The organism is Candidatus Desulfosporosinus nitrosoreducens (assembly GCF_030954495.1).
Classification (GTDB): domain Bacteria; phylum Bacillota; class Desulfitobacteriia; order Desulfitobacteriales; family Desulfitobacteriaceae; genus Desulfosporosinus; species Desulfosporosinus nitrosoreducens.
On the sequence record NZ_JAVHUW010000071.1, the window covers coordinates 1 to 22,802 of the forward strand.

A 22,802-nucleotide genomic window follows, 5' to 3' on the forward strand; every position below is an offset into this window, starting at 1 on the left:
CCACTGCTGCGGCCGTATCATATTTGCTATTTCCTGAAAGCAACACTTCATTGGAATGGCCTACACTGCCTCCACCTACGATATATAAAGTTTTGGCGCTCATAGCATCCTTGGGTACAGAATGATCGTCCGGCCGGATGAACAAGGCGCAATTGCCGTTTTTGGCGGACACATCGGTACCGGCCCAATAATCCTCTTTGGTGTAAAGTAAAACAGCAACTTCTAACATATCCGTTCCTCCTTCTCGATATTGAACTCCAAAATAGTCACAGATTCCTTTGGCATGGGCAACCGCCAGGCTCTGGCGGAAATTCGGATCCTTAAGCTTCGCCGTATCTGTCACCGAATCAATAAATCCATTTTCCGTGAGGTATGCCGGCGCATTCGTCTTACTTCCAAGCACCGACACGTTTTGAGCCTTTACTCCCCTGTTGGGCCACCTGCTTACTTGCTGGATGTAATAAAGACATTTCCCGGCTGCAGCTTCAGCTTTTCCGCCCATCCCAGCCACAAGGATCTCTTGGCCGGTCCCGCCTCCGGAATTCACATGAACCGAGACAAAGAGGTCGGCGCCAAAATTATTGGAAATCGCCGAGCGATAGTTTAATTCAGCGTTCAACTGATTCTCTAAATGTCCAGGAGCATAGTCCCCATCACGAGTCAGGCATACGGATACGCCGTTAAATTCAAGCAACGGTTTGAGCCTGAGGCAGATATCTAGTGTAATATCTTTTTCCCGTAGGCCGTTGCCGCAGGCCCCGGGATCATATCCACCGTGGCCTGGATCTAAGCATAGTTTCATTTGGAATCTCCTTTCTCCTGCAATTGAGTAAGTGCCTGGGTTATGCTCGGCGGCAAAGGCACGCCCAGAATCCCCAAGTTCTCGGTCACCGATACCCCTTCCCTGGATACATAAAAATAGATTGTCAGTGTGCGAAAAACTGGGTTCTGGTTACCAACCATAGAATCTAGTAAAACTGATATAGCGACAATCACAAGAACTATTATCTTGCGTATTCCGCCCCAATACATAATCTCACTGTTTATTTCGTGTCGCTTAAATGCCCCCAGGAAGCCCGTTAGATAGTCTATGATCATAAGGCCGACCAAGACCTTCAGCGCAGCATCCCACCCCCCCAGCATCGCGCTGATGATTGTCCCCATTGCTGCAATGACTGCGCTAAGACTAAATTCTTTTATATTCACATTTTCACATCCTTCCTTGTATAATCCATCGTTTACCGATCATATAGATATGTTATAATGGCTTTATTAAGGAGGCGAAAACAGATGGAACTGGTACACGCTCCCTGGTGGTATATAGTGCTTGGGTCTTTAATAATTGCAGCCGCTGCCAGTAAATTTATAGAAATTCTGAAAAAGCCTCAGTAAAACTGGGGTTCATTTTTTTGTTTAAGGGCAAAGAAAAAAAGACTATCGTTAGTCCTTGCTTTGCCCTTTAATGTTGACTACTACGCAACGATATCGTCATATTGGACGAAATCACCGCCGCTTGAATTTACACGTGAGCAGATAAACATCGGTACTAGCTCTGTTTTATGGTGGGTGTAGGTTATGCTTACCGTGTCAATATTAATGTCATTAGTGAAGTTGACCACTTGGTCCCCAAACCTCACGTAGCTCCCGGCAGTTGCGGTGTTTTGCCTTTTCTTGAATGTGACTGTTTTAGGTACTCCTGCCTTGCACTTAATCCATTGGACGAATACAGCACCGTAATCGTAACCAGCTATTTTGAGGGATTTGGAGCCACTTATGGGGTTGACATTACTTGTCGCTATACCGGCCACTACGTCGGTTTCGCCATAGACTGGGGACGTTAAAATAATCCCGCCAGGCACTTGTGCATTCCCATAAAACCTACAGTTTACTGCTGTGCTTCCCCCACCTCCACCAGCTATTGGAAGATCATTATTTTTAAAATAGCAGTTAGACAGTGTCATTCCTGATACGGTGGAATAAAACGGGTTTTGACAATTTTCAAACTGAGAGTAAGAAAAAGTGGCATTGACTGCTGCCATTCCAGCGGAAAAATTATAAATATCCTTAACCAAAGTGCCGAGGAAACTAGTGGTACAACTTAAGTTGATAGCACTACTGTTCCCTATAAAAATAGTGCCTCTAGAGTCTATTGTAAAACTAGCCGAATTAGAGTATAGGGAACATCCGACAGAACCTGCATAACCAGGATTCAAATTCCATATGCAACCATAAAGTTTTAATGCTATGCCTGCTGATGAAGATGTATAGGAAGAATCAATTATGCAATGGTCAAATTCTATACTACTAGTAGTAGGTGCAGAAAACAAAGCGCTTGACCCTTTGGATTTTAGAATGCAATTTGTTACAATATTACCTAATCCGGAAAAATAGAAAATATAACCTAACGAGCAGATTTTTGAATTCATTACGGAGCAATTAGCAAGTATATATATTGCTCCGCCGCTGGTAGCAGAAATACCCTTGATTAAATTGCAATTAGAAATATTACAATTTGAACCCAATTGGATAACATAATTACCATCTTTTTGATTTTCTATGTCTATATTCGTCAAGTTTATATAGTTTTTGGATGACGCATTTATCGCCTGACCCCTCGTAATTACTGTATCAGTCTCAGCATTCAATCCACTAATAATTACATCACCCGGAGACATATCTAAAAAATATTGACATTTCCTATCTCCCCAAAAGGTGATGTAGGACCCACTCGAACCACTATTCGCTACGGTCACAGTCTCCCGGTACGTACCCGGCGCAATATAACAAGTATCACCGGCAACCATAACTGAGGCGGCTTTGCTTATCGTGGCCCAAGCCTGTGCAGCTAAATATCCAGTCCCGGTATTGGTATTTGACCCGTCCGGCCTCACATAATAAATCGCCATTATTGGCTCACCTCATCAGTACAGTCTGTCTGATAGATTCTTGTCTCGCCGGATAAAAGGTATTCCGACGTAGAATTAACTCTCCAGTCTGCTGTGCCGCCAACAACTTCGTACTCAATTACATAGATGTAAGCTGATGGTGCAGGAGGAATGTATTGCGTATTGGAAGGCACGAATTGAACTCCATTAGCATCCTGCAATCTAGCGTTATAGTTAATCACCTGAGCTGCGTTACTTATGCAGCTTTGTTTGTTATCTAGCCAATCTTGCTTCGTCATATCAATACAAGCCTCCTGTTACTGGATTTAGTCCGTATTCGAAATCCTCCGCGATACTACCACCCCCATTACCCTGTACAATAAAATTTCCGGAAATGGCCTCATACTTTAGGCTGTAAATCGTATTTGCTTTAAAATTTGTCACTGGATTACCAAAGGAATCCACAATATTTTTAACTCCTAATCCATTAACATTTATGTCTGTTGCTGCTGTGCTGGCATTAGATGGCTTAATGGTAACCCCCATGCCGTCTACATAACTTGTAGGCGCAGGGCTTAAGGTCATTACTATGTGATTAGCCGCGCCCGTGTTTGGTGCATAACCGGGTTGACGTACATAGTCAGCTTGATGCGTAGCAAAAGCTGTGTTAGTTGCGGCTATTGCATCCGCGTTGCCTTTTACTGTTTGAGTAGTGCGCCCCGTTCCCGCTAAATTGGTTATAGCATCAGCATTGGCTTTAACAGTTTCGGTTGTTCGCCCAGTTCCCGCCAGGCTATTTATTTGATTTGCCAAATTCGCGGCAACATCTCCACTCAATTGACCCTGAATGGTATTAAACCAGGCATTAAAATCCGCTTGAAACTGAGCTTCAAAGGCTGCAACATCTGCTTCCGCCGCATTCGTTGCGGCGGCATACCAGGTATCATACGCCGCTTTCTTATCTGCTGTCCAAGTGTCATAATCAGATTTTTCAGCGTTTGTCCAATTTGTAAAGTCTGTATCATAGGCAGCTATTTTAGCATTCAGCCAATTTTGATACTGGTTAAAGATCGCCGTCGTATCCGCCTGTATCAAACTGTTTACCCAACCACAATAAGTTGTATTCATCCTCAGGTCGGTAATGTTGGCCTGCACGATGCTGATTACTCCTTTACCGACGTAAATATCTGCGATTCCAAGCTCATAGGCATCGGCATCTCTCTGCAAAGCCGGAGCTACCGGAGAACTCGCAAAGGTCCCTTTTTTCACGACAGCATTTATTGCCCGCCCTACGGTATCCATTCTTAACGCAATTCTGTCTATCCGGTTGAGAACTCCGTCAGCCACGTCAATAGTGAGAACTAAGTCGGAGTCATTGAGGTAATGATATCCTTTAATCCATGCCGGACCCGCTTTAACCGTAACCGTCATATCGTTGTTAGCCAGAACCTGAAGGTTTGTAGAAGGATTGGGGAATATGCCATTCGTCACAAGGGAATTGAAGAATTCCGCAAAATCTGAAGCCTGGTATTTTCTATCTCCATTCACGGAATTAAAAAAACTTGATTTCTCAGCCAAAAGTTATCACCTCATTTTCTGCTTGATTTTATCCAGGAGCGTTGGAACGTTGTTACCAAAGGTAACACTGATACTTAAACCGGCCTCCTCATAGACTTCTTGGACCTCAGTTATTCGGGCGTCTATCGTTATCCCCCATTTCTTCGATACGCAGGTAACAATGTCCCCAAGGTCAAAGTCCGTTTTGTAGGTCAAGTTGGAATCAAGGTTGATCGTGCTGTCGAAAGTTTGAACTTCCTGAGTATCAGCAAGCTTGGAATTCCCTCTATCAATCAGGGTATTGGTATAGTCCGCATCAGATAGGGTCACATTGTTGACCACATTTGTAAGGTCCTTAGCATCGTCAAACATTTCAAATCTGTCAAGGTCGGAAGCCGTCCCGATTGAAACGAGCTTTCTATTTACATCCTCGCCCATTCCGCCGACTAGAACTGTATTCCGGTAATTGTTAAGACTATCGGTGTAGCTTTGCTTCAGGATGTTTTCAAACTCTTTCGCGAAAATACATCTCGGATTTACACTTTGATTGACAGAGCGATCAAAGCCTTGATAAACATTAAAGACAAGCTTTTTATTGGCTATGTCAAAGCGGACTCGATAGCCAAGCTCAGATAAACTGCATAGGTTTTCAATTTCATCTTCCAAATTCGAATAACTCGTTTGGTAATTAACGGCTTGAGGATAGCCTTGTACGCCCCCCAAAATGAGATTGGGTATGATTCTACTACTATCTGTCGGTGTAATGGCATTCTTCGTCACAAGCGTTCTCATGGCATTCTCGGCAGTATCTTGTAACACTTCTTGGCCCCAAATAATCCTCCGGTTAAGATATGCACTTAGAAATTTACCTTTTATGACCAAGGTTTCATTTCCATCAGCATCTTGGTCCAGGTTTCTGTATTCGATGTAACCGGCTTCAGGATCGCCCTTCTTCCAAAGGATATTCTCTCTTGTCAACAAAGAAAGTGCATCCCGAGTTAAGGCGCAATGCAGCTCAAAATCTCCAGCTTTGGCATACCGTCGTGTCCACTGAAGCGAGGTAAAAGCGTCCAATAAGCCGATAAATTCTAAATTCCGGTTAAAAATATAAAGCTCCATCCTCACACCCCCAGATACTGCGGCGTGTAATAGATAGAGACTTCGAGATTGTCTAAGTTTATGTCGGCATCATACCGGAAGAGGTTATCCCCGACATCCAATTGTAAGAATGTGCTGTCAAGGTCAATGTAGTTAAAGGCATTGGTTGTAACGCCATTTAACACGCTTTCAACTCTCTTTGCGCCAAAATGGGTTGTAATTGTAAGGACTTCTCCGGCAACCATGGTTTTATTGATTTTTATGAATTCCTGAGTATTAACATTTAAGATAGAAGGGTTTGTAAGGGTAGCTAGAGCCTTAAATTCCACCCTCATGCCACATTCGACATCCCCGCTATTTAGCGTATTTACGATTAGGCTAGGTTCCCTGTGCCCCATTTCAATTCCTATTTCGGTTATTTCCAAAGGAAAGCTGAAATCACCAATCCAAGCGGCAATTTCAGCTTTTAGGAGCTCTAAATCCTGCCAGAATGGATTGGGACAAAGAAGTGTGATGGAAAACGTTTGATAGAAACCATCCCGTTTAGGAAACACCGGGGCATCCTCGACCTCACAGTTAATGGCTTTTTCGCCTCCATCGTAGGAATATGTGAGCACTCCTTTTTCTTTGGGGTTGAAGGCTTTCACAAGTTGGCGCCTGTAATTCATGATATCTGTGTCGGTATTGGCCCCAATCGAACCATTAATAACCAATTCCCGGGAATCAAGGTCTTTGCCTATTACCGTATTTCCATCTTGATCGGGGCTTTTTGAAGTATGAATGTTATTCTTTACGCTTCCCGTTCCCTCGATGCTTTGCAGGATTAGCGGGCGTGAAGGCATCAATGTCACGCTCTCGCCGGAAGAATTCGTATAAACAATTTGCTGCATTTTGCCCTCCCTACAAGCCTAGAGCTAATAGACGTAATCCGTTTTTAGTCTGCCGAGCAATCTCAGAGGGTTTGGGAACTGGTGTATAGATATGCTGGACAACATTAATATCCGGCTTCCCTGAAATGATCTGGCCTTGAGAGTTTACGGATTGACTATACTGCGCTTGGCCAGAATTAACCCCAATATTCATATCCATGGAAAGTCCTTTTATAGCATTTGTGACCTTGTATTTATTGGCTTCAATTCCTGAAGCGAGTCCAGACATAAAGTCCGGCATCCATGTTTCATAATCTGCAAGAGGACCTTGATCGGGACGGCTAAAATGCAGATAACTTCTGATTTGTGCTGCCATATTTTCAACGGTTATGAGCAAATTAGTCATAGCATTCATGATCCCATTTTTAAAACCTGTAACAAAATCTGAGCCCCACTGCAGGGCTTGGCCAGGAAGTGCCTTGATCCAATCTATGGCTTCGGTTATGCCGTTAACAATAGCGTCTTTAACGGTAGTTATGGTAGAAGATACTCCACTTTTCATGGACGTAAACATATCTGAGCCTATAGTTTGTAACCTGCCCGGTAACTCTTCGAACCACGTCATAAGCCCGTTCCAGAGATCTTTTGCTCCAGTGACTAGATCATTACATAAATCAATTACTATTGTTTTTAAATCTGTCCAAGCATCGGAAGCACCAGTCTTAAGGTCATCCCATAAAGTAGCGAGGAATAATTTAAAGTCATTCCAAAGATTCTTGGCACCCGTAACTAGATCGTTGGCTATGCTTGACACAGCAGTCTTTAAATCTGTCCAAGCAGTAGAGGCTGCATTTTTGATATCGTTCCAGAGGTTAGACAAGAAGTTCTTAAAATCGTTCCATAGGTTTTTGGCGTCTATCACTATTGAATTCCAAATTAATAACAATGTAGCTTTGATAGCATCCACAGCATTTTGAAAAATAGCTTTGATGTTTTCCCAAATATTTGAGAAATCATTCTTGAGGTTGTTGAATATGTTATTAGCGTCTTGTTTAAGCTGTGTAAAATTACCCGTAACTAGGTCAATGATTAGCAAAAGGGCACCCAAGAAAATATTTTTGATAGCATCCCACACATCTTGGAATATATATTGGATACTCTTGAATATTTCTTGTATGTCTGCTTTTTGCTGAGCGAAGTTGGTATTTACAAAATCCAAAATAAAGTCTATGGCCGAGGTAAACAGATCTTTTATACCCTGCCAAGTATCGGATATAAAAGTTTTAATTCCATTCCAAGTATCCGTAAAGAAAGTTCCGATATCTGTCCAAATATCAATGAAAAACGTTTGAATGTCCGTTAAAGCATTAGATAAAGAGGTCTTAATGTCTGTCCATAAATCCGAGAAAAAAGTTTTAATTCCTTCCCAGAAATTTTTAAAGAAATCGCCGATAGAGGCGCAAACATCCATAAGAGCGCTTAACAGACCAGAAAAAATATCGCTTAGTATATGCAACATACCGTTAAGAATTGTTTTAAAAGCATCAACGATTTTGTTCCAAGCGTCTCCCCAGTGACCGTTAATGATATCCATGACCGCAGTTATGATGTCTAAGATAACGTGAATAGCGGTATCTATCTCGGTTTTAATAATATCCCAAATAGTCAATAAAACTACTTTAATAACATCCCAGTGAGCTTTCCAAAAATCAACTATAGCAGATACTATAGAACTTATAATATCCCAAACGGCTCGAAGCGGCGCGGTAACAACAGCTACGATAGTACTAAATACGATAACTATGGTGTCTTTAATCAAAGGCCAATTAGCGATAACCCAGTCCACTACTACCCTAAATTCTTGGATAATAAAATCAACTACAGGTTTAACGTAAGTATTGTAAGCATCCATGATGCGTTGAAATACATCTAATATAGTTGCTTTTATCAAGGGCCAATTAGCGATAACCCAATCCTTTACGTCGTTGAAGGCTTGTGTAAGTATTTTTAAACTACTGTTTATGAATTCGTCTACCGCTGTTTTCATGCCCAGAAAATTCGTATGATAAGCCGTACTGAGTAAGGTAATCCCTGCCACAACGGCAAGCACCGGCGCGACTAAACTGCCAAGAGAAATCCCAAGGCCGCTTATAACTGGCATTAAAGGAGCAAATGCTAATTTTAAGGTATTAAAAGCACTTGCTCCTCCAATTAAAGTTCCGAGTGCGGCTGTTATTCCCAATATTGCAGCCATAAAGCCAGGATTTTCTTTGACAAAATTAGCCATTGGCACAATGATATCGGCGATTGATTTAGCTAGATCGGCTAATATCGGTAATAATGCAGTACCTATTGCTGTTTTGGCCGAACTCATTTGATTTTCCATCATCTTTATTTGTCCGCTATAAGTACCTAATTGAGCTTGGGCTGATCCTCCGAAGCGATCATTTAAGCGCTGCTGAACATCGGCCATTGATATTGTTGCGTCCTCTGAGTCCCCTAATTGTTTAACTTCTTCCTTACTCAAGATTCCTAATGCTGTTAATGCTTTAGTTTTACCGTTATAAGCATTTGCGACCATATCTGCCGCTGCGCTTAATGATATATTTTGACCGGCAGCCACATCGGCAAGGGTTCCTGTCATTTTTAGCGCATTACCTACGCTTATGCCCTTTTCGGTTAGTACTTGCAGGGCCTCCTTGGCCTCTCCGCCTGAAAAAGTAGACATATTTGTAATTGCTGAGGTAAAACCCTTAATATTTTGACTTGCTTCTGTAGCAGATTCGCCCTGATTTTCAAGTAAATTAGTTAATCGTTCGGTGCTTGCTTGGGCTTTTTCCGCAGATCCTACCGCACTCACTAGGTATGCCCCAGCTGCAAGGCCGACCGTCCCAAATGCAGTTTTTAGGCTCCCGAGATTTATACCTGTTTTTTCTGCTGCTTGACTAAGCAGACTCTGTTTCTGGGTCTGCTCACTTAACAGTTGATTCGTACTATCTAGCTCAGTTTCCATATTGGCTAAGGCCGCTTTGGCATTGTTCAGCTTGATCTGTAGGTCCTGCGTCGCCTTTGAGTCAAGGCCCTTCTTATCCGCTGAGGTCTGGAATGCTTGTTCGAGGGCCTGAACTTTCTGCTTCTGCAATTCAATCTGCTGATTTAGGCTTTCTGATTTAAGGCTGAGCTGATCAGAACTATTGCCAAAGCCGCCCAGTTCGGCGCTGGCGGCTTTAAATTCGGACTGTACAACTTTTAATTGTTGATTAATGCCACTAACCCCGTTCTGGAATCCAGTCGAATCCATACTTATTTTTACCGCTAAACTTCCAACTTCTTGATCAGCCAATGGTTTCACCTGCCTTTAGAACACTTGGTCAATCGTAATTACCGGATCTTTTTTGTTTGATTTGTAAATTAATAGGTCCAAATAATAAAAGAAATCCATCTCATCAATACCCAAAAGGGTCCACCCCTCTCGGAATAACGCGAGATAGATTTCTTTCATGAAGTCAGACAGGGATATAGTTTCGTTGCCTACATCCCCGCTTGACCGTTTTTTGAGATCCGCTCCACCTTTGCCCCCATGGTCCCGACTACGGTATTGATACAGTCCATTAAGGTTGGTAGTAATCTATCAGCGTCCAAGCCATCATAAACGTCATCAATTGTAAACTGTCCTCCGAAGAGATCCGCGACATAGCCAACTAAGCCATCAAGATCTGTTGATTTCATAGCGTTGAAATTGGTCTGTTCAGTCATCTCGATAGCCTTGCGCACCATCCTGGCTTTAGGCGCTGGAGCTATAAATATTTTACCGTTTAAAGCGATTTCCATTGTAGTCTCCCTCCTATTAAAGAGGCCCGAAGGCCTCGTTATGCTGCTGTTGTGAAGTTAGTTATACTCATATTCGACAAGGGATTGCCCGCAACATCCGTCACGTTCGCAGTACAAACTGCAATATAAGCCGTCGATGCCAATAGATTGGACGTTGGATTAAGGGTAACAATCTTATTCGTGCCATCAATCACCAGCAAACCGGGAACAAGAGTCCCATCGCCCTTCATCAAGAAGAAATTGGCAGCATTTACTTTGGTTGAGTCGATGGCTTCGTTAAAAGTCCAAACTATATTGGATGTTGCGGCTATTCCGGTTTCTGCATTAGCAGGGGTTACCGTTACTGTTGGTGGTGTTGCATCTGCCCCGGGTACTGTTACGGCATTAAACCAAGTAGAGTCAATATCAGCGGGGCAATTCGGGTCTGTCGTATCAATGTGGTACTCCCAGGGATGCTTCGTTTTATTGCCGTCCACAAATCCCCATTCAGTCGGCTGCGCCGTGCCTGTTAATTTTGGAACTTGCGACAAGTCAGGCTTACCCTCTAGGCCCTTCATGGTATCGTCAGGGGGCTGGAATAATGTTTTGTAGATCACCCCATAACGATAATCCCCACCTCTTAAAGGGGCTTTATACAAAACTGCAATAAATGGCGGGGTATCTCCGGATGCCGCTATGGTTCCCCCGCCTGTCGGCGTTGTTTGCCCAAGGAGATATCCTCGCTGGGCGCTCGTTAAATCGTAAAGATTTAAGGAGATATCTGCGCTGTCAAAGGCAACCGCCTGGTCAATCAGGCGGTTTTCGCCGTAGGCTTTGTCTGTATTAATCTTAGGTTTAATATCAAGTTCCTGAACATTCTTGTAATACTGTGGCGTGTCAAACGTCATACCCGCTGATGTATCATTCAGTTGCTTGGCCACATAAAGCTTTTCAATACCGCATACTGGCATGGTATCATTCCTTTCGTTTTAGACTACGTAGACAAAGCGCATGGCCTTGTGATAGATTTTTGTATCTTCTTCGTAAAAGTCTTGAGAGGTTTTTCGATAAAATCCAGCGTCTTGCATAGCGCCTAATACTTGCTCCTCAAGCGTGGAGTAGTCAGACTTCGACCAAATATCCACCTGGACATAATAGCCAGTGGCTATTTCATCGTTCTCAGCCCAAGCCTCTCCTTGCTCGTTATAACAAAAAAATGTGATATAGACGCTTGAGGTTCCGCTGTATTTTTGGAATTCAACAGGTATACCGAGAGGCGTTAAAGCATCCTTAATAAGCTTTTTATAATTCATAACCCTAACGCCTCCCTGAGTTGCTGTTTTATAATTTCAACGACCTGCTCTTTGTTGCGCTCATAGGCTGGGCCCAAGAAAGGACGGGCCGCCAGCTTTGATGTGCCCCACTCAAGAAATTTTCCGTAGAAATATGGAGAGTTATCCGTTTTTTCGATGCCAACCAGGACGTATTTTATGCCGTCTTTCGTCTTGACGCCCGAGATGCGTATATTGTCTGCAAGATGTTGACCTGTCCTCCATTGCTGGCTTTTTCCCCCGGGCAAACGCGGGCTTGAACTTCGCGGCGCCCGGGCACTGGCATCTTGTTGTACTGGCTGTGCAGCTGCTTTTAAGGCAGCATTTCCGATCGATGATCCCTGACGGCCCATTGCTTCAATCCTTGCAAGTAAATCATCCATTCCACGAAGTTCAATCTCAGCCGCCATTCTGTAGCACCTGCCTTGTGTGGACTTCAAGCCATTGCCTTAGTCCGTCAACATCTATCGGGGAAACCTTGACTTCGAATGTTTCCGATCCTTCAATCACCCGCATGCCAGCCTTTATGCCTTCGAGATACCGTATCGTAAACATGATATCATCTTCAGCTTGCGCGGCAGCCGCTTGGTAAAACAAACGCCCTTTCAGTCCATCTTTCTTAGCGTAAAGAGATTTTGAACAAAGAGGCCGCCAATCTTCCGCCGAAAAACTGTTTTCATCGGTTTGCCCTAATGCAGCGTTGTATTGAATGGTTATGCAATGCCTTAATTCCCCCGCTTTAACAGCCATCAATCATCACCAGCGCTTTGCCGTGGAGCTGGCCAATAAGGCTTTTCACGCCCAAATCATTGTCGGAAATACTACCCATCTGTCCCGGATCATCAAACCAACGGGAAATTAAAGCTGAGGCAAGCATTTTGGCAGTTGGATCAATCGCGTCATCTGACGCCCAATCATGTCCAGTTGACGTTCTAATAAAGTCATCCACAAAGGGCAGGAGGATGTCTAATTGTGGGTAATCGCTTGGATCGGCAGGCAAACGGAGCATATTAGCCGCTTCCTGCAGGGTGAGTATGCTCATTGATATCACCTCACTAGATCAATAAATAGGCATCGACAAGCTTGCTGTTGAGAGGAGAGTTCAGGTCAATGGTATTTTCATCGATGTCCACGGTGCTGGTCGTGACCGCAGGAGCCGTTGCCTCTTTTACATTATCCAAATATGCCGTCAAAACAGTATTGTGGGCAATCTTAAAAGGTAAGCCAAGCTTTTCTCCAAAACCGATGGAGACCGTTGCTCCAGCCCCGTCCATTGCCGGAATAGAGACATTTGTCACAGTCCTAAAAGCTTTATTTCCGGCTACAGTCCCCGCCGTATCAATGGTAAAGGCCGGGAGCGTTTCGCTGATAACTTCATCGGCATAATTTGTACCTGTGATTGTCACCTGAACGGCCTTAATATCTGCCGCTGTCCCGCCTGCAGTCGCGGTAATATTACGCGGTACAGATGGATTAGTGATTGCGATATTCACGACGGTCGTCTGAGTTGCGCTGCAAGCGACTGGCGCATGAATCCCGGTTATGTTGGCTGCCGTCGCCAACGCTGCAGCAACCTGAAAATGAGCCAAAAAAGCGCGACCGATGCCGAGTCCTTTTACATCAGACTTAAGTCTTTGATCCTTGGGGTTATATGGATAAAGTTCCATTATTCAGCCTCCTAACAATATAAACAATAGGGCAAGGTTAAAGGCCCCGCCCTATGCTCGCTATTTATTCCTTTTTGATGCGAATGAAGCCTTTATAGGCCGCAACGTTGCCGCCTGCATAAACCTCTCCGGCATAAGCCGTCATCCCCTGTTTAAATTTATAGTCAGTGGACATCTGGATGTCGATATCGGAGAATATCGGCATTTCATAGTTTTGGAGGATACCATAAGCCATGCAATAAGTTTCCGATGTAGTGGCTGTGGCCGACAGGGCCGGGCAAACGCTGTTAAGAATATAGTTTACGCTAAAGCTATCATCGCTTGAAATAGTACCGGTATTGCCTTTGGTAACGATCTTATATAACTTTTTGCCATCTGCTGAACGAATAGCCGCAAAGGCAGCGAGATCGAGCTTATTTAGAATCAGATATGCCGGATCTTCAACATCCTCGTCGCCGCCAAACTTAAACACAATATTATCTAGAGTATCAGCATCGATTTCCGCAATTGCGAGATCACTACTTGCTGGAATCACATTAGCTGGAGCGTTAAATATTCCGGTAAAATGACCAGCTCCACCGTCACCAATCATTATTTCACGGGCTAATTTCTTACGGAGCGATTTGCGCACACTTGTCGAACATCTTGCTTGATAGTTTACGTTTGGCAGCTTACTGGCCTGCTTGGATATTTCAGTGTAAGCAGTCACCGAGGTCTTGGCAATCGTTACATAGTCATAGACAGGATCAGCATCGTGATAATCCGAGCCGTCAGCCGTATAATCTCCTGAATCAGAGGATGGTTTTTCAAATCCTTGAGTATAGGTTTCGCCGTTCGGCATAGTTATTGCGTTGACGAGATCAACAATAGAAGAAACTTCGTTAAATGTCGGATTGAGATTGTTGCTATATTGATCGGGAATAACTAATCCTACCGTATCGATCGTAATGGAACGGACGAGAGGTATTTCGCTCAAGCCAAAGGTCACGGCTTTACCGGCTTTTAAATTGGCGCCACGCTGTTCCATCTTTTGCCTTTGGGCTTCGCGTTCTTCGTTTTGTTTGGTTGGATCTCCTCCCATGCTATAAGTGCCCAAGGGATTAAGTAGGCCTTGAGGATTTGCCCCCCTTGCTTCCGGTTCTCTTGCCGGAGACTTCGTCGGATCTGTCGGGTCGGTTTTGCCGGGACCCGCTCCTCTTGCGGCCGGATCAGTGGGCTCGGAGTTGGAATCATCCGGAAAAATGTCTGCGATAGACCGAAAATTTACGATGTCGTCATTAAGTTGATTGAGTTCCGTTTGCAGCGACCGGAGTTCTTCGACCGTTTTGGCTTCTTTGATCAGATTCCCAATTTCGGTCTTCCTGGCTTCTTTTCTGGCGATAAGTTCGAGTAACTGTTTCTTATTCATTCCTGTTTTCCCCTCTCAATTTAAAGCTTCAGGAGCAATTCGGCCTTGAAGCGTTCCAGCTCAAGGTCACTTCTCTCCTCGGTTGTTTTTCCGCTTGCCGAACTCTCCAGTTCTTTGGCGCGGGCATTCTCCAATACCTTTTTAGCACTCTCCAGTGCCGTTGCGTCACGGGCGGATATATCAGTTCCGGTGTAGGCCGGGAACGATACGGCAGAGACTTCATAGACTTTGGCGATATCTGTGATGGTTCGTGATGGCATATCGGTATCCAAACCCGTCCATTCATCATTTCGAACGGAAAAAATAAAAGACATCCCATTGATGTCTCCACGTTCTACCGCACTATGCAGGGCTTTAGCCTCACTATTATTTTCGGTATCAAGCGCCGCCCTGGTGCTTAGGCCTTGGTCATCTACCTGCAGTTGCAGGGTAGAATTGGCATTGTTGTTTCGACTCCTGGCCAGAGGAATCTTGGAAAGATCATGATTGATACTAAAGAGCACATCGGTAAAATCGGTATTATCAAAAGACCCGCGGGCAATTGTTTCATTCCAGCAACCATACATATTTGTGGTTTGGCCAAAAACAGCAGCGTGACCTTGGATAACATTTCCTTCTTCGGCAGTTGTCAGGTCCGGCATAGCGAAGGCACGCTCTTCAATATGCTTACCGGTAAATTTATTTTTTTTGCCCATTTCCGTTATTACCTCCTGTTCCGTTTGGCGTCTGCGAGTCGATTCCCGCCCGGGCCAGCTGATATTCATTGGCTATGTCGGCATCAATATAATTCAGGCTGACAAAGCGTCTGTCGCCTCCCTCATAAGGTTCGATGCCAAACAAGGCCAGCAGTTCATTGTTGGTCAGCGCTCCCCTATTGCCTAAGCCGTCCAAAATCGCCAACTTGTTTTTAACATCCATCAGCTCAAGGCGCCGGTTGTAAAAAACAATCTCATTATTATAGCTTTGCTCTGTAGGTGTAAACAGGCAGCCCGAAAAAGACTGCCCCAGGCCAATCACGATGGGCTCTAAAGTCGAGTTATAAAATGCCTGGTATTGATCGTCGGAAAAATCATTGTTGAGGATGGGCAGCGATACCCCATACCAGCGCAAAATCTTCTTCTCAACGAATTCCAGGGTCGTACTGTCAATCAACTTGGGGTCGATGGTAATCGGCGTGAAATCGCCTTTGAGATCAACGGGTAAAATTCCCGACTCATTGTCGGCCATCTTTTGCTCAAACGCTGCCCGTTCTGCTTTCTGCTTATCATCATCCATAAGGGTAGCAATTTTTATAATCCCGCGAATGGAGAAGCTGGCCTTAATCGCTTTGCCAATCCCCTGGAGCATGGTGTCGTTAATTTCCAACGTCTTCAGGAGGGCTGAATTATCCGGCTGACCGTTCAGTCCGCCCCCCATGACATCATTCACACTAAATTTCTTGCGCAGGTGGATAAGGTCGGAATAGGCGAGCGTGTATTGCTGGCCGGAACCGAAGGTCATGCGCGCAAACAATTTATTAGCTTGATCCTGTAGGAACTCTACCTGCGTTGGATTTAAGGGATAGAAGCCTGTATAGTTGGTCTGCTGGTTTCCTCTGGCGTCATAGTAAATCTCATAGGTCGGATAAATAAAAGCGTTATAGTTTAGATAGAGCAGCCAGATAACTTTCTCAATGAAATCACGGGTTGACATTAATTCATTAGGGGCAAATTTGAAAATCCGGTTCAAGTTATCTCCGGAAAGATTGATGATCTTACCCGCATTGTCTTTGCGGATATGGCGGGGCTGCAGCTTGCTGCATTCCGTCGCAATCCGGTCAATACAGGTTTGCACAACATCGGATGCGTAGATATTTCTGCCAAATTGGCTGAATAAGGGGGTTGTGCTGTCGAGAAACCTTGCGGACTTCAAGCCAGAGGATTGCTTGCTGTTGTTGATTAGATTTTGGATGAGCATTATCCCCCACCCCGCTTAGTCATGGCCGACCGGGCAAAGACAAAGGAATAAGCCAGGCAGCATGCCCCTAAGACGAAAAATCCTACCGGAGGATACAGCTTGAATCCTCCAATGGTGAGGAAGATCATGCCCAGAAAGAAGAAAATATCATCCACAAAGTTAATTAGGCGTTTCAAATAATCACCCCACCAATTTCATGTATTCGGACCGGTATTGCACCAAGACGGCGTTTGTGATAATCATGGTGACCGTTCCATCAATGCGCTTGATCTGGTTGCCCTGAACTTTGACCGGCATAATCTGGCCCAGCTTATCGATATCCATGGCCGTATTTTCCAGGCACCACTTATCAATCGGATTGTAGTTATAATTAAATAGCTTACTTTGTAAGTCCGCTTCGAGCAGTTTCATGGGCGTAGACATCACCTCTCGTTTCTGTGGGATGCGCTCCATGTCAAAGCCCGTCGTCTCCATGTCCTTCACCCAATATTTGGCCAGAGCATTATCGTAGCCTATTTTATAAGGCCGAATACCATATTGCTTGACGGTTTTCACAAACCACTGAGTAATTAAGCTAAAGTCATTGTCGTTGCCCGGGGAGATCTCAATCAGGCCCTGCCTGGCCCATTCCAGATAATCCACATCGTCCGGAGATTTCTCCAGTTTTGATTCTGGAATGAAATATTTCTGAATGGTATATTTTGTTCTGTCTCCTGGCCGCATGACGGTCATCCTCGCTGATACCAAGTCGGTTGTTTCCGCCAGATCCACGGCTCCAATTCCAACGCAACCGCGCAGAATTTCCGGATCAAATGTCGCCTCATTAGCCAGCTCATTTTTTGTCAGCCAAGCTGCCGCATTATTTTGCTTGATATTAAAGTCCTTAGCCAAAACATAGGCGCGGGTTGATTTCGAAGTTTTTGCTTCTTCGACCATACCCCTGAGGTAACTCCATTTTTTAATGACGCCCAGCCCCGGGTTCGATTTTACCCAGGTCTTTTCATCCTGCCAAATCTCGGCCTCGCTATCCTGCGTGTAAATCCAAATAAGCCAGCGCGGCCGCTCAAGCTGGCCATTCAAAACCTTTCTCGCATCGATCATTCTTTGATCAAGGTAGCCATCATTGGTAAACCCTTCAGTAGTCATCTCGCCGTAGATCGGCTCATCCTGGGTGGAAAGAGCCTGCCGAATAGGCATGATCGAGCTATTATCTTTAAGTTCATGCGTTTCATCGACAGAGCCGACCGCAATGTTCTTGCCTTCCTTTGCGCCGGTCTTGGCCGATATTTTTTTAATGCAGCCTTTATTTTTATAGGAGAATTTGCCGGTATGTTTGGGTTTTTTAGGATTGCCAAAAAAGATGCCCTTAATATTTTTGCGAGTGACCTTGCTCAAAGAGGGGCTTTGTTCTCGCATGGCGTCAATGGCCTGGAACATTAAATCCGCCTGGTCGTAGTCATTGCTTGAGCACAATATTTTGGTGCCCATCGGGCCGCAAAAAAACTCGGCCAGATCAATAGCCGAGACAAGGGGTGTCTTACCGTTTTTGCGTCCGATTACAAGCAGAAAATCCTGATATTTCCTTACCCATCGCCCTAGCTCGTCATCATAAATCTTGAAACTATAAAAGGCCTCAATAAAGGCCTTTTGGAATAATTCCAGAATGAACGGCTTGCCAGCGGAAGGAGCCTCAGAGTGTTTGCATTTGGTTTCAATAAATTTGATCCGCTTATGAGCATCCGCGAAATCGACCTTGATGCTTTCATCCTTAAAGTGAGAAAGGAGAATGTCGAGCATCTGCATGAGCTCATGACCGACAATAATCTCACCATTTTTGCATTTGCAAATGTATTCAAGCAGCCACGAATGAACCCCATTAAATGTATCGCTCAGGGCATTAAACATAACCTTATTATCTTAGTGAAAATACTTATTGATTAACGTTTCGGTTAAGGATTGTATTTGCCTTGATATTTCAATGATTAGAACCTCCTGGGGCTCTCCGCGTGTATTTAAGCCCTCCTGAACCCCTTCAAGCAATATTATCTGTTTTTCCAAAATATCTTTGTAATCCATTGCCTAGATACCTCCTTATTCAAACTCATCCAAATCGTCATCAACCTCGATGACGCCCTTCATTAGCACGCCATTCAATGTTTTAATGATCACGGCATAACTGTTAACATTCTTAAGATATTGCTTCGATGCTTCGACCGGCTTTTGCATTTCGGGGTTCTTGGGATGTATCTTGACCATGCCGGTCTGGGACAACAACTCTTTCAAGGCTGTATTTTCGGCTAACAAAAAGGCAGCATCCTGGATTAATCCTTCCACCAGCTGCCGCTTCGGTTCCTCAACGTCCTTAAAAATCTCGCTTAATTTAGCAAGTTCTTTTCTGTAAACATTTTCTTTATTTAGGGGCATTATCTTCACCTTTTTGAGTAAATCTTTTCCATATTCGCTTGATCTTTTGGTAATAGCGAATAATTGGGCCGAATTTCAAAATTTATGGCATGTATCAAACCTATGGGGTAATATCGGTCATTTGACATACTCTGACTTTGAGTAATGGGGGGGCTATGTGTATTGTTCAAACCATTTTTTGATAAAACTCCGCCATTCATCTTTTCGGTACCTGCGATCAATGTCCATCTCTAAGCGATTTAGGCACTCATCTTTGCTTACATCGCAAAAGACAAGCTCTGCCCCCAGCTCATCGGCAAGTTTCTCGCGCTTATACTTATCGGCATAGCCGCCGATCACCCAGGCATCATTCCACTTGCCATATCTAGTCTTGATGTTGTCCAAAAGAAGATCATGGATGCCGCGGACATTGTTAAGAAGATTGTCGGGTTTATCGAATGCTGGCAATAAAGATACCGCGGAATAAAGACTGTCCATGTCAACCACGATATCACCGCGCTGGATGTTCTCATGGACAAAGGTATGCTTGCCGGCTAATGGTGGACCATAGACAATATAAATATTCCGACCGGATTTGCGGCTAAAGCGATTGTGCCTTTTATTGTGGCAATCATGATCACGAACCTTTACATTCTCCGGATTCAGGGAGATATTCGCGTCGTTCACATTTTCCGGAGTAAGCTCAATGGGATAATGGTCAATCTCGCATTCTTTGGGATTGGCAATAACCTTACCGCATGTCTCGCATACAGGCCCACGTTCCGCAATAATCATTGCCCTAAAGTTCTGCCACTTTTCAGATCCATAGAACGACTTGAGAATATTATACTTAGCCATGTTGTGATATCTTCGGGACTATTGGTCCTCCATCACATTTCGGACAACGAGTTCCATCGGCCTTGTTTGGATTGGCTTGGAATTCATGGTTACAATTTAGACAACCATATGTCTGCATATCATACTTAACCTCGTTTCTACCAATTATCTTTTACGCTTGGGTGCATTTCTTTCATCTCAAAAAACAGCTTGATGGCCTGTATATTTCCGCGCTTACACTGATTGATTAAAGCCTTCCATACTTCGGACAATTCGCCATCAGTATATTGGTCAAGCTGCGAGTTAATATAATCCACATATCGCCTATCTTTCATCCAGCGATAAAACGTTTTCCTGGAAACACCAACCTCAATCATTTTATCCGTCTTTGTCCTACGGTCCTCTGGATTCAAAAGGAGATCGGCCATTGCTATCTGCTTTGTGTTTGGCCTCCATTTTGTTTCCTTTTGTTCCCTTCTTCCTGCCACCATCACCACCCACTTTAACTTCGGCTTCTGCAAGGATGTCTGGCACCTCATGATCAAATTCGTTCCAGTCAATGCCGAATCTACTTAGAATATTTTGGAAATCTTCTACATCATGAGGCTCAAGCCTAAGGCCTCTCTCACCAATCCCGATATGTCGCAATTCATGCAGCATCAAGATCTTTATTTGATTTTCGGTCATGTAATAAACATTCGGTTCATAAAAGGTCACGATAAAATCAAAAGGAAGGTAAGCGGTATATGTGCCATTTACCTTCTTGCAATCTGCATTTATTTGCCGACCCTTATCTCGCTTAGCCTCATAGCTGCGGACATAACCGATTCTTACTCCATAATCCTTAATGATATTTAGCTCTGGCATAGCTTGTATTACTTTTTCGCCGAGTTCTTTTAAGTCGTCGGCGGTTTCGCAATCTATGATATCTAATTCTTTTCTGAGATCCCCTATAATTTCAATTCTTTCTTTGGTTTTAAGGGTCTCATATGTCCGCATGAGTTCATTGAGGGCTGCGCAAGAATCTCCGCATTTTATGATGCATTTTTTACATATTAATGGCTCATCCAAGATTCCACCTGCTTTTTAGGGTATACTTAAATCATTCTTGGAAATATTAGAGAATAGGATGGTGATTTTTTAAATGAATTATAATGAGATAGATCTTAACAAGATAATTGTATTAATTACTGCGATCACTTCATTGATTACGGCAATTATTTACCTCTTTATAGCGATTTCTAAATGCCCCAAAAAAAATAAAAAAAGGATGAAGCAATTAAATATAATAAATCTCAAAAACGAAGGCCAAAAAGAAGGTCTTTTTTTATTGAAAAAATACAGATTATTTGTTGGAAGTTTATATTTAGCTTTACAATACGTGCTATACGTGTTATAATTAATTCATAGAAAGGAGGACAACGAATGAAACCCCGGGAACTTGAAGGCATAGTCAAAGCTGATGGATGGAAATACAAAGATACCAAAGGTTCGCACAAACATTACAAGCATCCATCTAAGCCCGGAAAAGTTACAATACCATTCCACGAAAATAAGGACTTAAAAATCAAAACAGTAAACAGTATCCTAAAGCAAGCGGGGCTTAAATAGCCCCCTTGTCCAAGGGCTTTGGCAGTATAAATAATATATTGAAAGGTGGTCACGACATGAAATTGATTTACCCAGCTTGCTTTTACCCTTCCGAAGAGGGCGGTTTTACGGTTGTATTCCCTGACTTACCAGGTTGTGTAACTGAAGGTGATACTTTAGCCGAAGCTATGGAAATGGCAATTGACGCAGCTTCCGGCTGGCTACTTGATGAAGTTGAGGAAAATAAGCAATTACCCAAAGTGTCGGATATCAAAAATATTATCCCTGATGAATATGAAAATGGCTTTGTTAGCCTTATCGGTATTGACCTGGATGAGTATTCACAAAAGCACGGAAATAAGGCAGTTAAGAAAACCCTTACGATCCCGGCATGGTTAAATACTATCGCAGAAGAGAATAATGTGAACTTCTCGCAAGTTCTACAAAATGCTTTAAAAGACCAACTTAATATTGCCGACAACTAATTAGATATAATGAATTGCATTAAACGTAAATATAAATAATTTATAATGAAAAAAGAACTCTCAGGGGGTTCTTTTTTCATTTGACTATTACACCTTTGTTAGTTCTCATCATATGATCAATATTGTCAGCCTTCTTAATCTCATCATTGTCTTGGATCAGCGTCTCATGCCCCACGCACCTAGCCCCTGCCCATCGCCTACAGTTAGTACAATCAGCATTTGCTGTCTCATCTATCGACTTATAGTTCTTGCACTTTGGATTATTCAATCGCAATCACCTTCTAAGGCAAATAAAAAGAGGAGTCCGAAGACTCCAATTTGAAGAAGCACTCCTATATATAGGTGGCAATCGTATGACAAAATTAGAACATTTCAAGTTGAATATCTTGCTTAAAAGTTATTCCGTGATCGGTTAAGTCCTCAATCAACAAATATATTTTATCCTCAGCCCTTTTGACAAGCGTCTGAACCGTAGCCTTCTGGATATGCATTATCGTGGCGGCATCACTAAAAGAATAACCATTTGCGCGAACTAACGAATAAGCTTCCTGCTCTTTCGTGGTCATAACTCTCAGAACAATGCCAAGATCATCAATTGCCTTCTTCATTTTATCACTAATCTCAGAAGGTTGATTTTGCATCGCTAAGGCACGAATGAAATCTAAGTTCTTGGGGTTCATCGGAATTTCCCTTTGAATACTGCTTCGCCTTGTGATTGCTCGCCTATTATCAGGGTGTTTCCCTAATTCCATATATTTAATTGAAAATCCTAAGCTGTCGGCGCAACTGGAAAGTAGTGATTTATCCTCTTCATTGGTGGCCTCTGATCTTGCTTTATTAACTCGTCTAAGAGCAATTTTATACTCTTTAATTAATTGTTCCATAAGGCCACCCCTTTCGAATTAA

28 protein-coding genes are annotated in these 22,802 nt (G+C 43.4%); 2 read left to right on the forward strand and 26 right to left on the reverse strand.

Annotated elements, in window-relative coordinates:
* The 25 genes from REC12_RS19995 to REC12_RS20115 form a co-directional block, all read right to left on the reverse strand.
* A partial coding sequence (locus REC12_RS19995) for an N-acetylmuramoyl-L-alanine amidase family protein (protein ID WP_308897547.1) occupies positions 1–802 on the reverse strand: 802 nt, incomplete at its 3' end.
* On the reverse strand, positions 799–1,206 hold the full coding sequence (locus REC12_RS20000) for a phage holin family protein (protein ID WP_308897548.1): 408 nt from the start codon (positions 1,204–1,206) through the stop codon (positions 799–801). The genes REC12_RS20000 and REC12_RS19995, both read right to left, overlap by 4 nt.
* Before the next feature lie 266 nt (positions 1,207–1,472).
* Positions 1,473–2,906, reverse strand: a complete 1,434-nt coding sequence (locus tag REC12_RS20005) for a right-handed parallel beta-helix repeat-containing protein (RefSeq protein ID WP_308897549.1) — start codon at positions 2,904–2,906, stop codon at positions 1,473–1,475.
* The gene (locus REC12_RS20010; RefSeq protein WP_308897550.1) at positions 2,906–3,184 is read right to left on the reverse strand and encodes a hypothetical protein; all 279 of its coding nucleotides are present in this window, start codon (positions 3,182–3,184) and stop codon (positions 2,906–2,908) included. The genes REC12_RS20005 and REC12_RS20010 overlap by 1 nt, the downstream gene beginning before the upstream one ends.
* 1 nt (position 3,185) lies before the next feature.
* The gene (locus tag REC12_RS20015) at positions 3,186–4,463 is read right to left on the reverse strand and encodes a hypothetical protein (RefSeq protein ID WP_308897551.1); all 1,278 of its coding nucleotides are present in this window, start codon (positions 4,461–4,463) and stop codon (positions 3,186–3,188) included.
* Between the two features lie 6 nt (positions 4,464–4,469).
* Positions 4,470–5,561 (reverse strand): siphovirus ReqiPepy6 Gp37-like family protein, encoded by a 1,092-nt coding sequence (locus tag REC12_RS20020; RefSeq protein WP_308897552.1) that lies wholly within the window; start codon positions 5,559–5,561, stop codon positions 4,470–4,472.
* A gap of 2 nt (positions 5,562–5,563) precedes the next feature.
* Positions 5,564–6,430 (reverse strand): phage tail family protein, encoded by an 867-nt coding sequence (locus tag REC12_RS20025; protein WP_308897553.1) that lies wholly within the window; start codon positions 6,428–6,430, stop codon positions 5,564–5,566.
* A 10-nt stretch (positions 6,431–6,440) separates the two neighbouring features.
* Positions 6,441–9,752 carry a hypothetical protein gene (locus REC12_RS20030; RefSeq protein ID WP_308897554.1) on the reverse strand — a complete coding sequence of 1,104 codons (3,312 nt, stop codon included), beginning with the start codon at positions 9,750–9,752 and terminating at the stop codon, positions 6,441–6,443.
* Between the two features lie 188 nt (positions 9,753–9,940).
* On the reverse strand, positions 9,941–10,240 hold the full coding sequence (gene gpG, locus REC12_RS20035; RefSeq protein WP_308897555.1) for a phage tail assembly chaperone G: 300 nt from the start codon (positions 10,238–10,240) through the stop codon (positions 9,941–9,943).
* A 38-nt stretch (positions 10,241–10,278) separates the two neighbouring features.
* Positions 10,279–11,190 carry a major tail protein gene (locus REC12_RS20040; RefSeq protein ID WP_308897556.1) on the reverse strand — a complete coding sequence of 304 codons (912 nt, stop codon included), beginning with the start codon at positions 11,188–11,190 and terminating at the stop codon, positions 10,279–10,281.
* Positions 11,191–11,208: 18 nt separating this feature from the next.
* The gene (locus REC12_RS20045; RefSeq protein WP_308897557.1) at positions 11,209–11,532 is read right to left on the reverse strand and encodes a hypothetical protein; all 324 of its coding nucleotides are present in this window, start codon (positions 11,530–11,532) and stop codon (positions 11,209–11,211) included.
* Entirely contained in the window at positions 11,529–11,960 is a 432-nt protein-coding gene (locus REC12_RS20050) for an HK97-gp10 family putative phage morphogenesis protein (protein ID WP_308897558.1), read from the reverse strand. The genes REC12_RS20045 and REC12_RS20050 overlap by 4 nt, the downstream gene beginning before the upstream one ends.
* On the reverse strand, positions 11,950–12,300 hold the full coding sequence (locus REC12_RS20055; RefSeq protein ID WP_308897560.1) for a phage head closure protein: 351 nt from the start codon (positions 12,298–12,300) through the stop codon (positions 11,950–11,952). Before REC12_RS20055 ends, REC12_RS20050 begins: the two co-directional genes overlap by 11 nt.
* Complete coding sequence (locus REC12_RS20060) at positions 12,290–12,592, reverse strand: hypothetical protein (protein WP_308897561.1); 303 nt, start codon at positions 12,590–12,592, stop codon at positions 12,290–12,292. The genes REC12_RS20055 and REC12_RS20060 overlap by 11 nt, the downstream gene beginning before the upstream one ends.
* Before the next feature lie 13 nt (positions 12,593–12,605).
* Entirely contained in the window at positions 12,606–13,217 is a 612-nt protein-coding gene (locus tag REC12_RS20065) for a hypothetical protein (protein WP_308897562.1), read from the reverse strand.
* Positions 13,218–13,281: 64 nt separating this feature from the next.
* Positions 13,282–14,625, reverse strand: coding sequence for a phage major capsid protein (locus REC12_RS20070; protein ID WP_308897563.1), 1,344 nt, complete (start codon positions 14,623–14,625; stop codon positions 13,282–13,284).
* Between the two features lie 20 nt (positions 14,626–14,645).
* Positions 14,646–15,320 carry an HK97 family phage prohead protease gene (locus REC12_RS20075; RefSeq protein WP_308897564.1) on the reverse strand — a complete coding sequence of 225 codons (675 nt, stop codon included), beginning with the start codon at positions 15,318–15,320 and terminating at the stop codon, positions 14,646–14,648.
* Entirely contained in the window at positions 15,304–16,581 is a 1,278-nt protein-coding gene (locus REC12_RS20080; RefSeq protein ID WP_308897566.1) for a phage portal protein, read from the reverse strand. The genes REC12_RS20075 and REC12_RS20080 overlap by 17 nt, the downstream gene beginning before the upstream one ends.
* Positions 16,581–16,757 carry a hypothetical protein gene (locus REC12_RS20085; protein WP_308897567.1) on the reverse strand — a complete coding sequence of 59 codons (177 nt, stop codon included), beginning with the start codon at positions 16,755–16,757 and terminating at the stop codon, positions 16,581–16,583. The genes REC12_RS20080 and REC12_RS20085 overlap by 1 nt, the downstream gene beginning before the upstream one ends.
* A gap of 4 nt (positions 16,758–16,761) precedes the next feature.
* Positions 16,762–18,486: a terminase large subunit gene (locus REC12_RS20090; RefSeq protein ID WP_308897568.1), complete on the reverse strand. Its 1,725-nt coding sequence runs from the start codon at positions 18,484–18,486 to the stop codon at positions 16,762–16,764.
* 12 nt (positions 18,487–18,498) lie between these two features.
* Complete coding sequence (locus REC12_RS20095; protein WP_308897569.1) at positions 18,499–18,657, reverse strand: hypothetical protein; 159 nt, start codon at positions 18,655–18,657, stop codon at positions 18,499–18,501.
* 15 nt (positions 18,658–18,672) lie between these two features.
* The gene (locus tag REC12_RS20100; RefSeq protein ID WP_308897570.1) at positions 18,673–19,005 is read right to left on the reverse strand and encodes a hypothetical protein; all 333 of its coding nucleotides are present in this window, start codon (positions 19,003–19,005) and stop codon (positions 18,673–18,675) included.
* Between the two features lie 153 nt (positions 19,006–19,158).
* The gene (locus REC12_RS20105; RefSeq protein ID WP_308897571.1) at positions 19,159–19,842 is read right to left on the reverse strand and encodes an HNH endonuclease; all 684 of its coding nucleotides are present in this window, start codon (positions 19,840–19,842) and stop codon (positions 19,159–19,161) included.
* A 137-nt stretch (positions 19,843–19,979) separates the two neighbouring features.
* Complete coding sequence (locus tag REC12_RS20110; protein ID WP_308897572.1) at positions 19,980–20,312, reverse strand: phBC6A51 family helix-turn-helix protein; 333 nt, start codon at positions 20,310–20,312, stop codon at positions 19,980–19,982.
* Positions 20,215–20,892 carry a putative metallopeptidase gene (locus tag REC12_RS20115; protein ID WP_308897574.1) on the reverse strand — a complete coding sequence of 226 codons (678 nt, stop codon included), beginning with the start codon at positions 20,890–20,892 and terminating at the stop codon, positions 20,215–20,217. The genes REC12_RS20110 and REC12_RS20115 overlap by 98 nt, the downstream gene beginning before the upstream one ends.
* 354 nt (positions 20,893–21,246) lie before the next feature.
* Here REC12_RS20115 and REC12_RS20120 point away from each other — a divergent pair, with 354 nt between their 5' ends.
* Positions 21,247–21,432 (forward strand): type II toxin-antitoxin system HicA family toxin, encoded by a 186-nt coding sequence (locus tag REC12_RS20120; protein ID WP_308897575.1) that lies wholly within the window; start codon positions 21,247–21,249, stop codon positions 21,430–21,432.
* 56 nt (positions 21,433–21,488) lie between these two features.
* Complete coding sequence (locus REC12_RS20125) at positions 21,489–21,896, forward strand: type II toxin-antitoxin system HicB family antitoxin (RefSeq protein ID WP_308897576.1); 408 nt, start codon at positions 21,489–21,491, stop codon at positions 21,894–21,896.
* Positions 21,897–22,258: 362 nt separating this feature from the next.
* Here REC12_RS20125 and REC12_RS20130 read toward each other — a convergent pair whose 3' ends face one another.
* On the reverse strand, positions 22,259–22,780 hold the full coding sequence (locus tag REC12_RS20130) for a sigma factor-like helix-turn-helix DNA-binding protein (RefSeq protein WP_308897577.1): 522 nt from the start codon (positions 22,778–22,780) through the stop codon (positions 22,259–22,261).
* Positions 22,781–22,802: the final 22 nt, after the last annotated feature.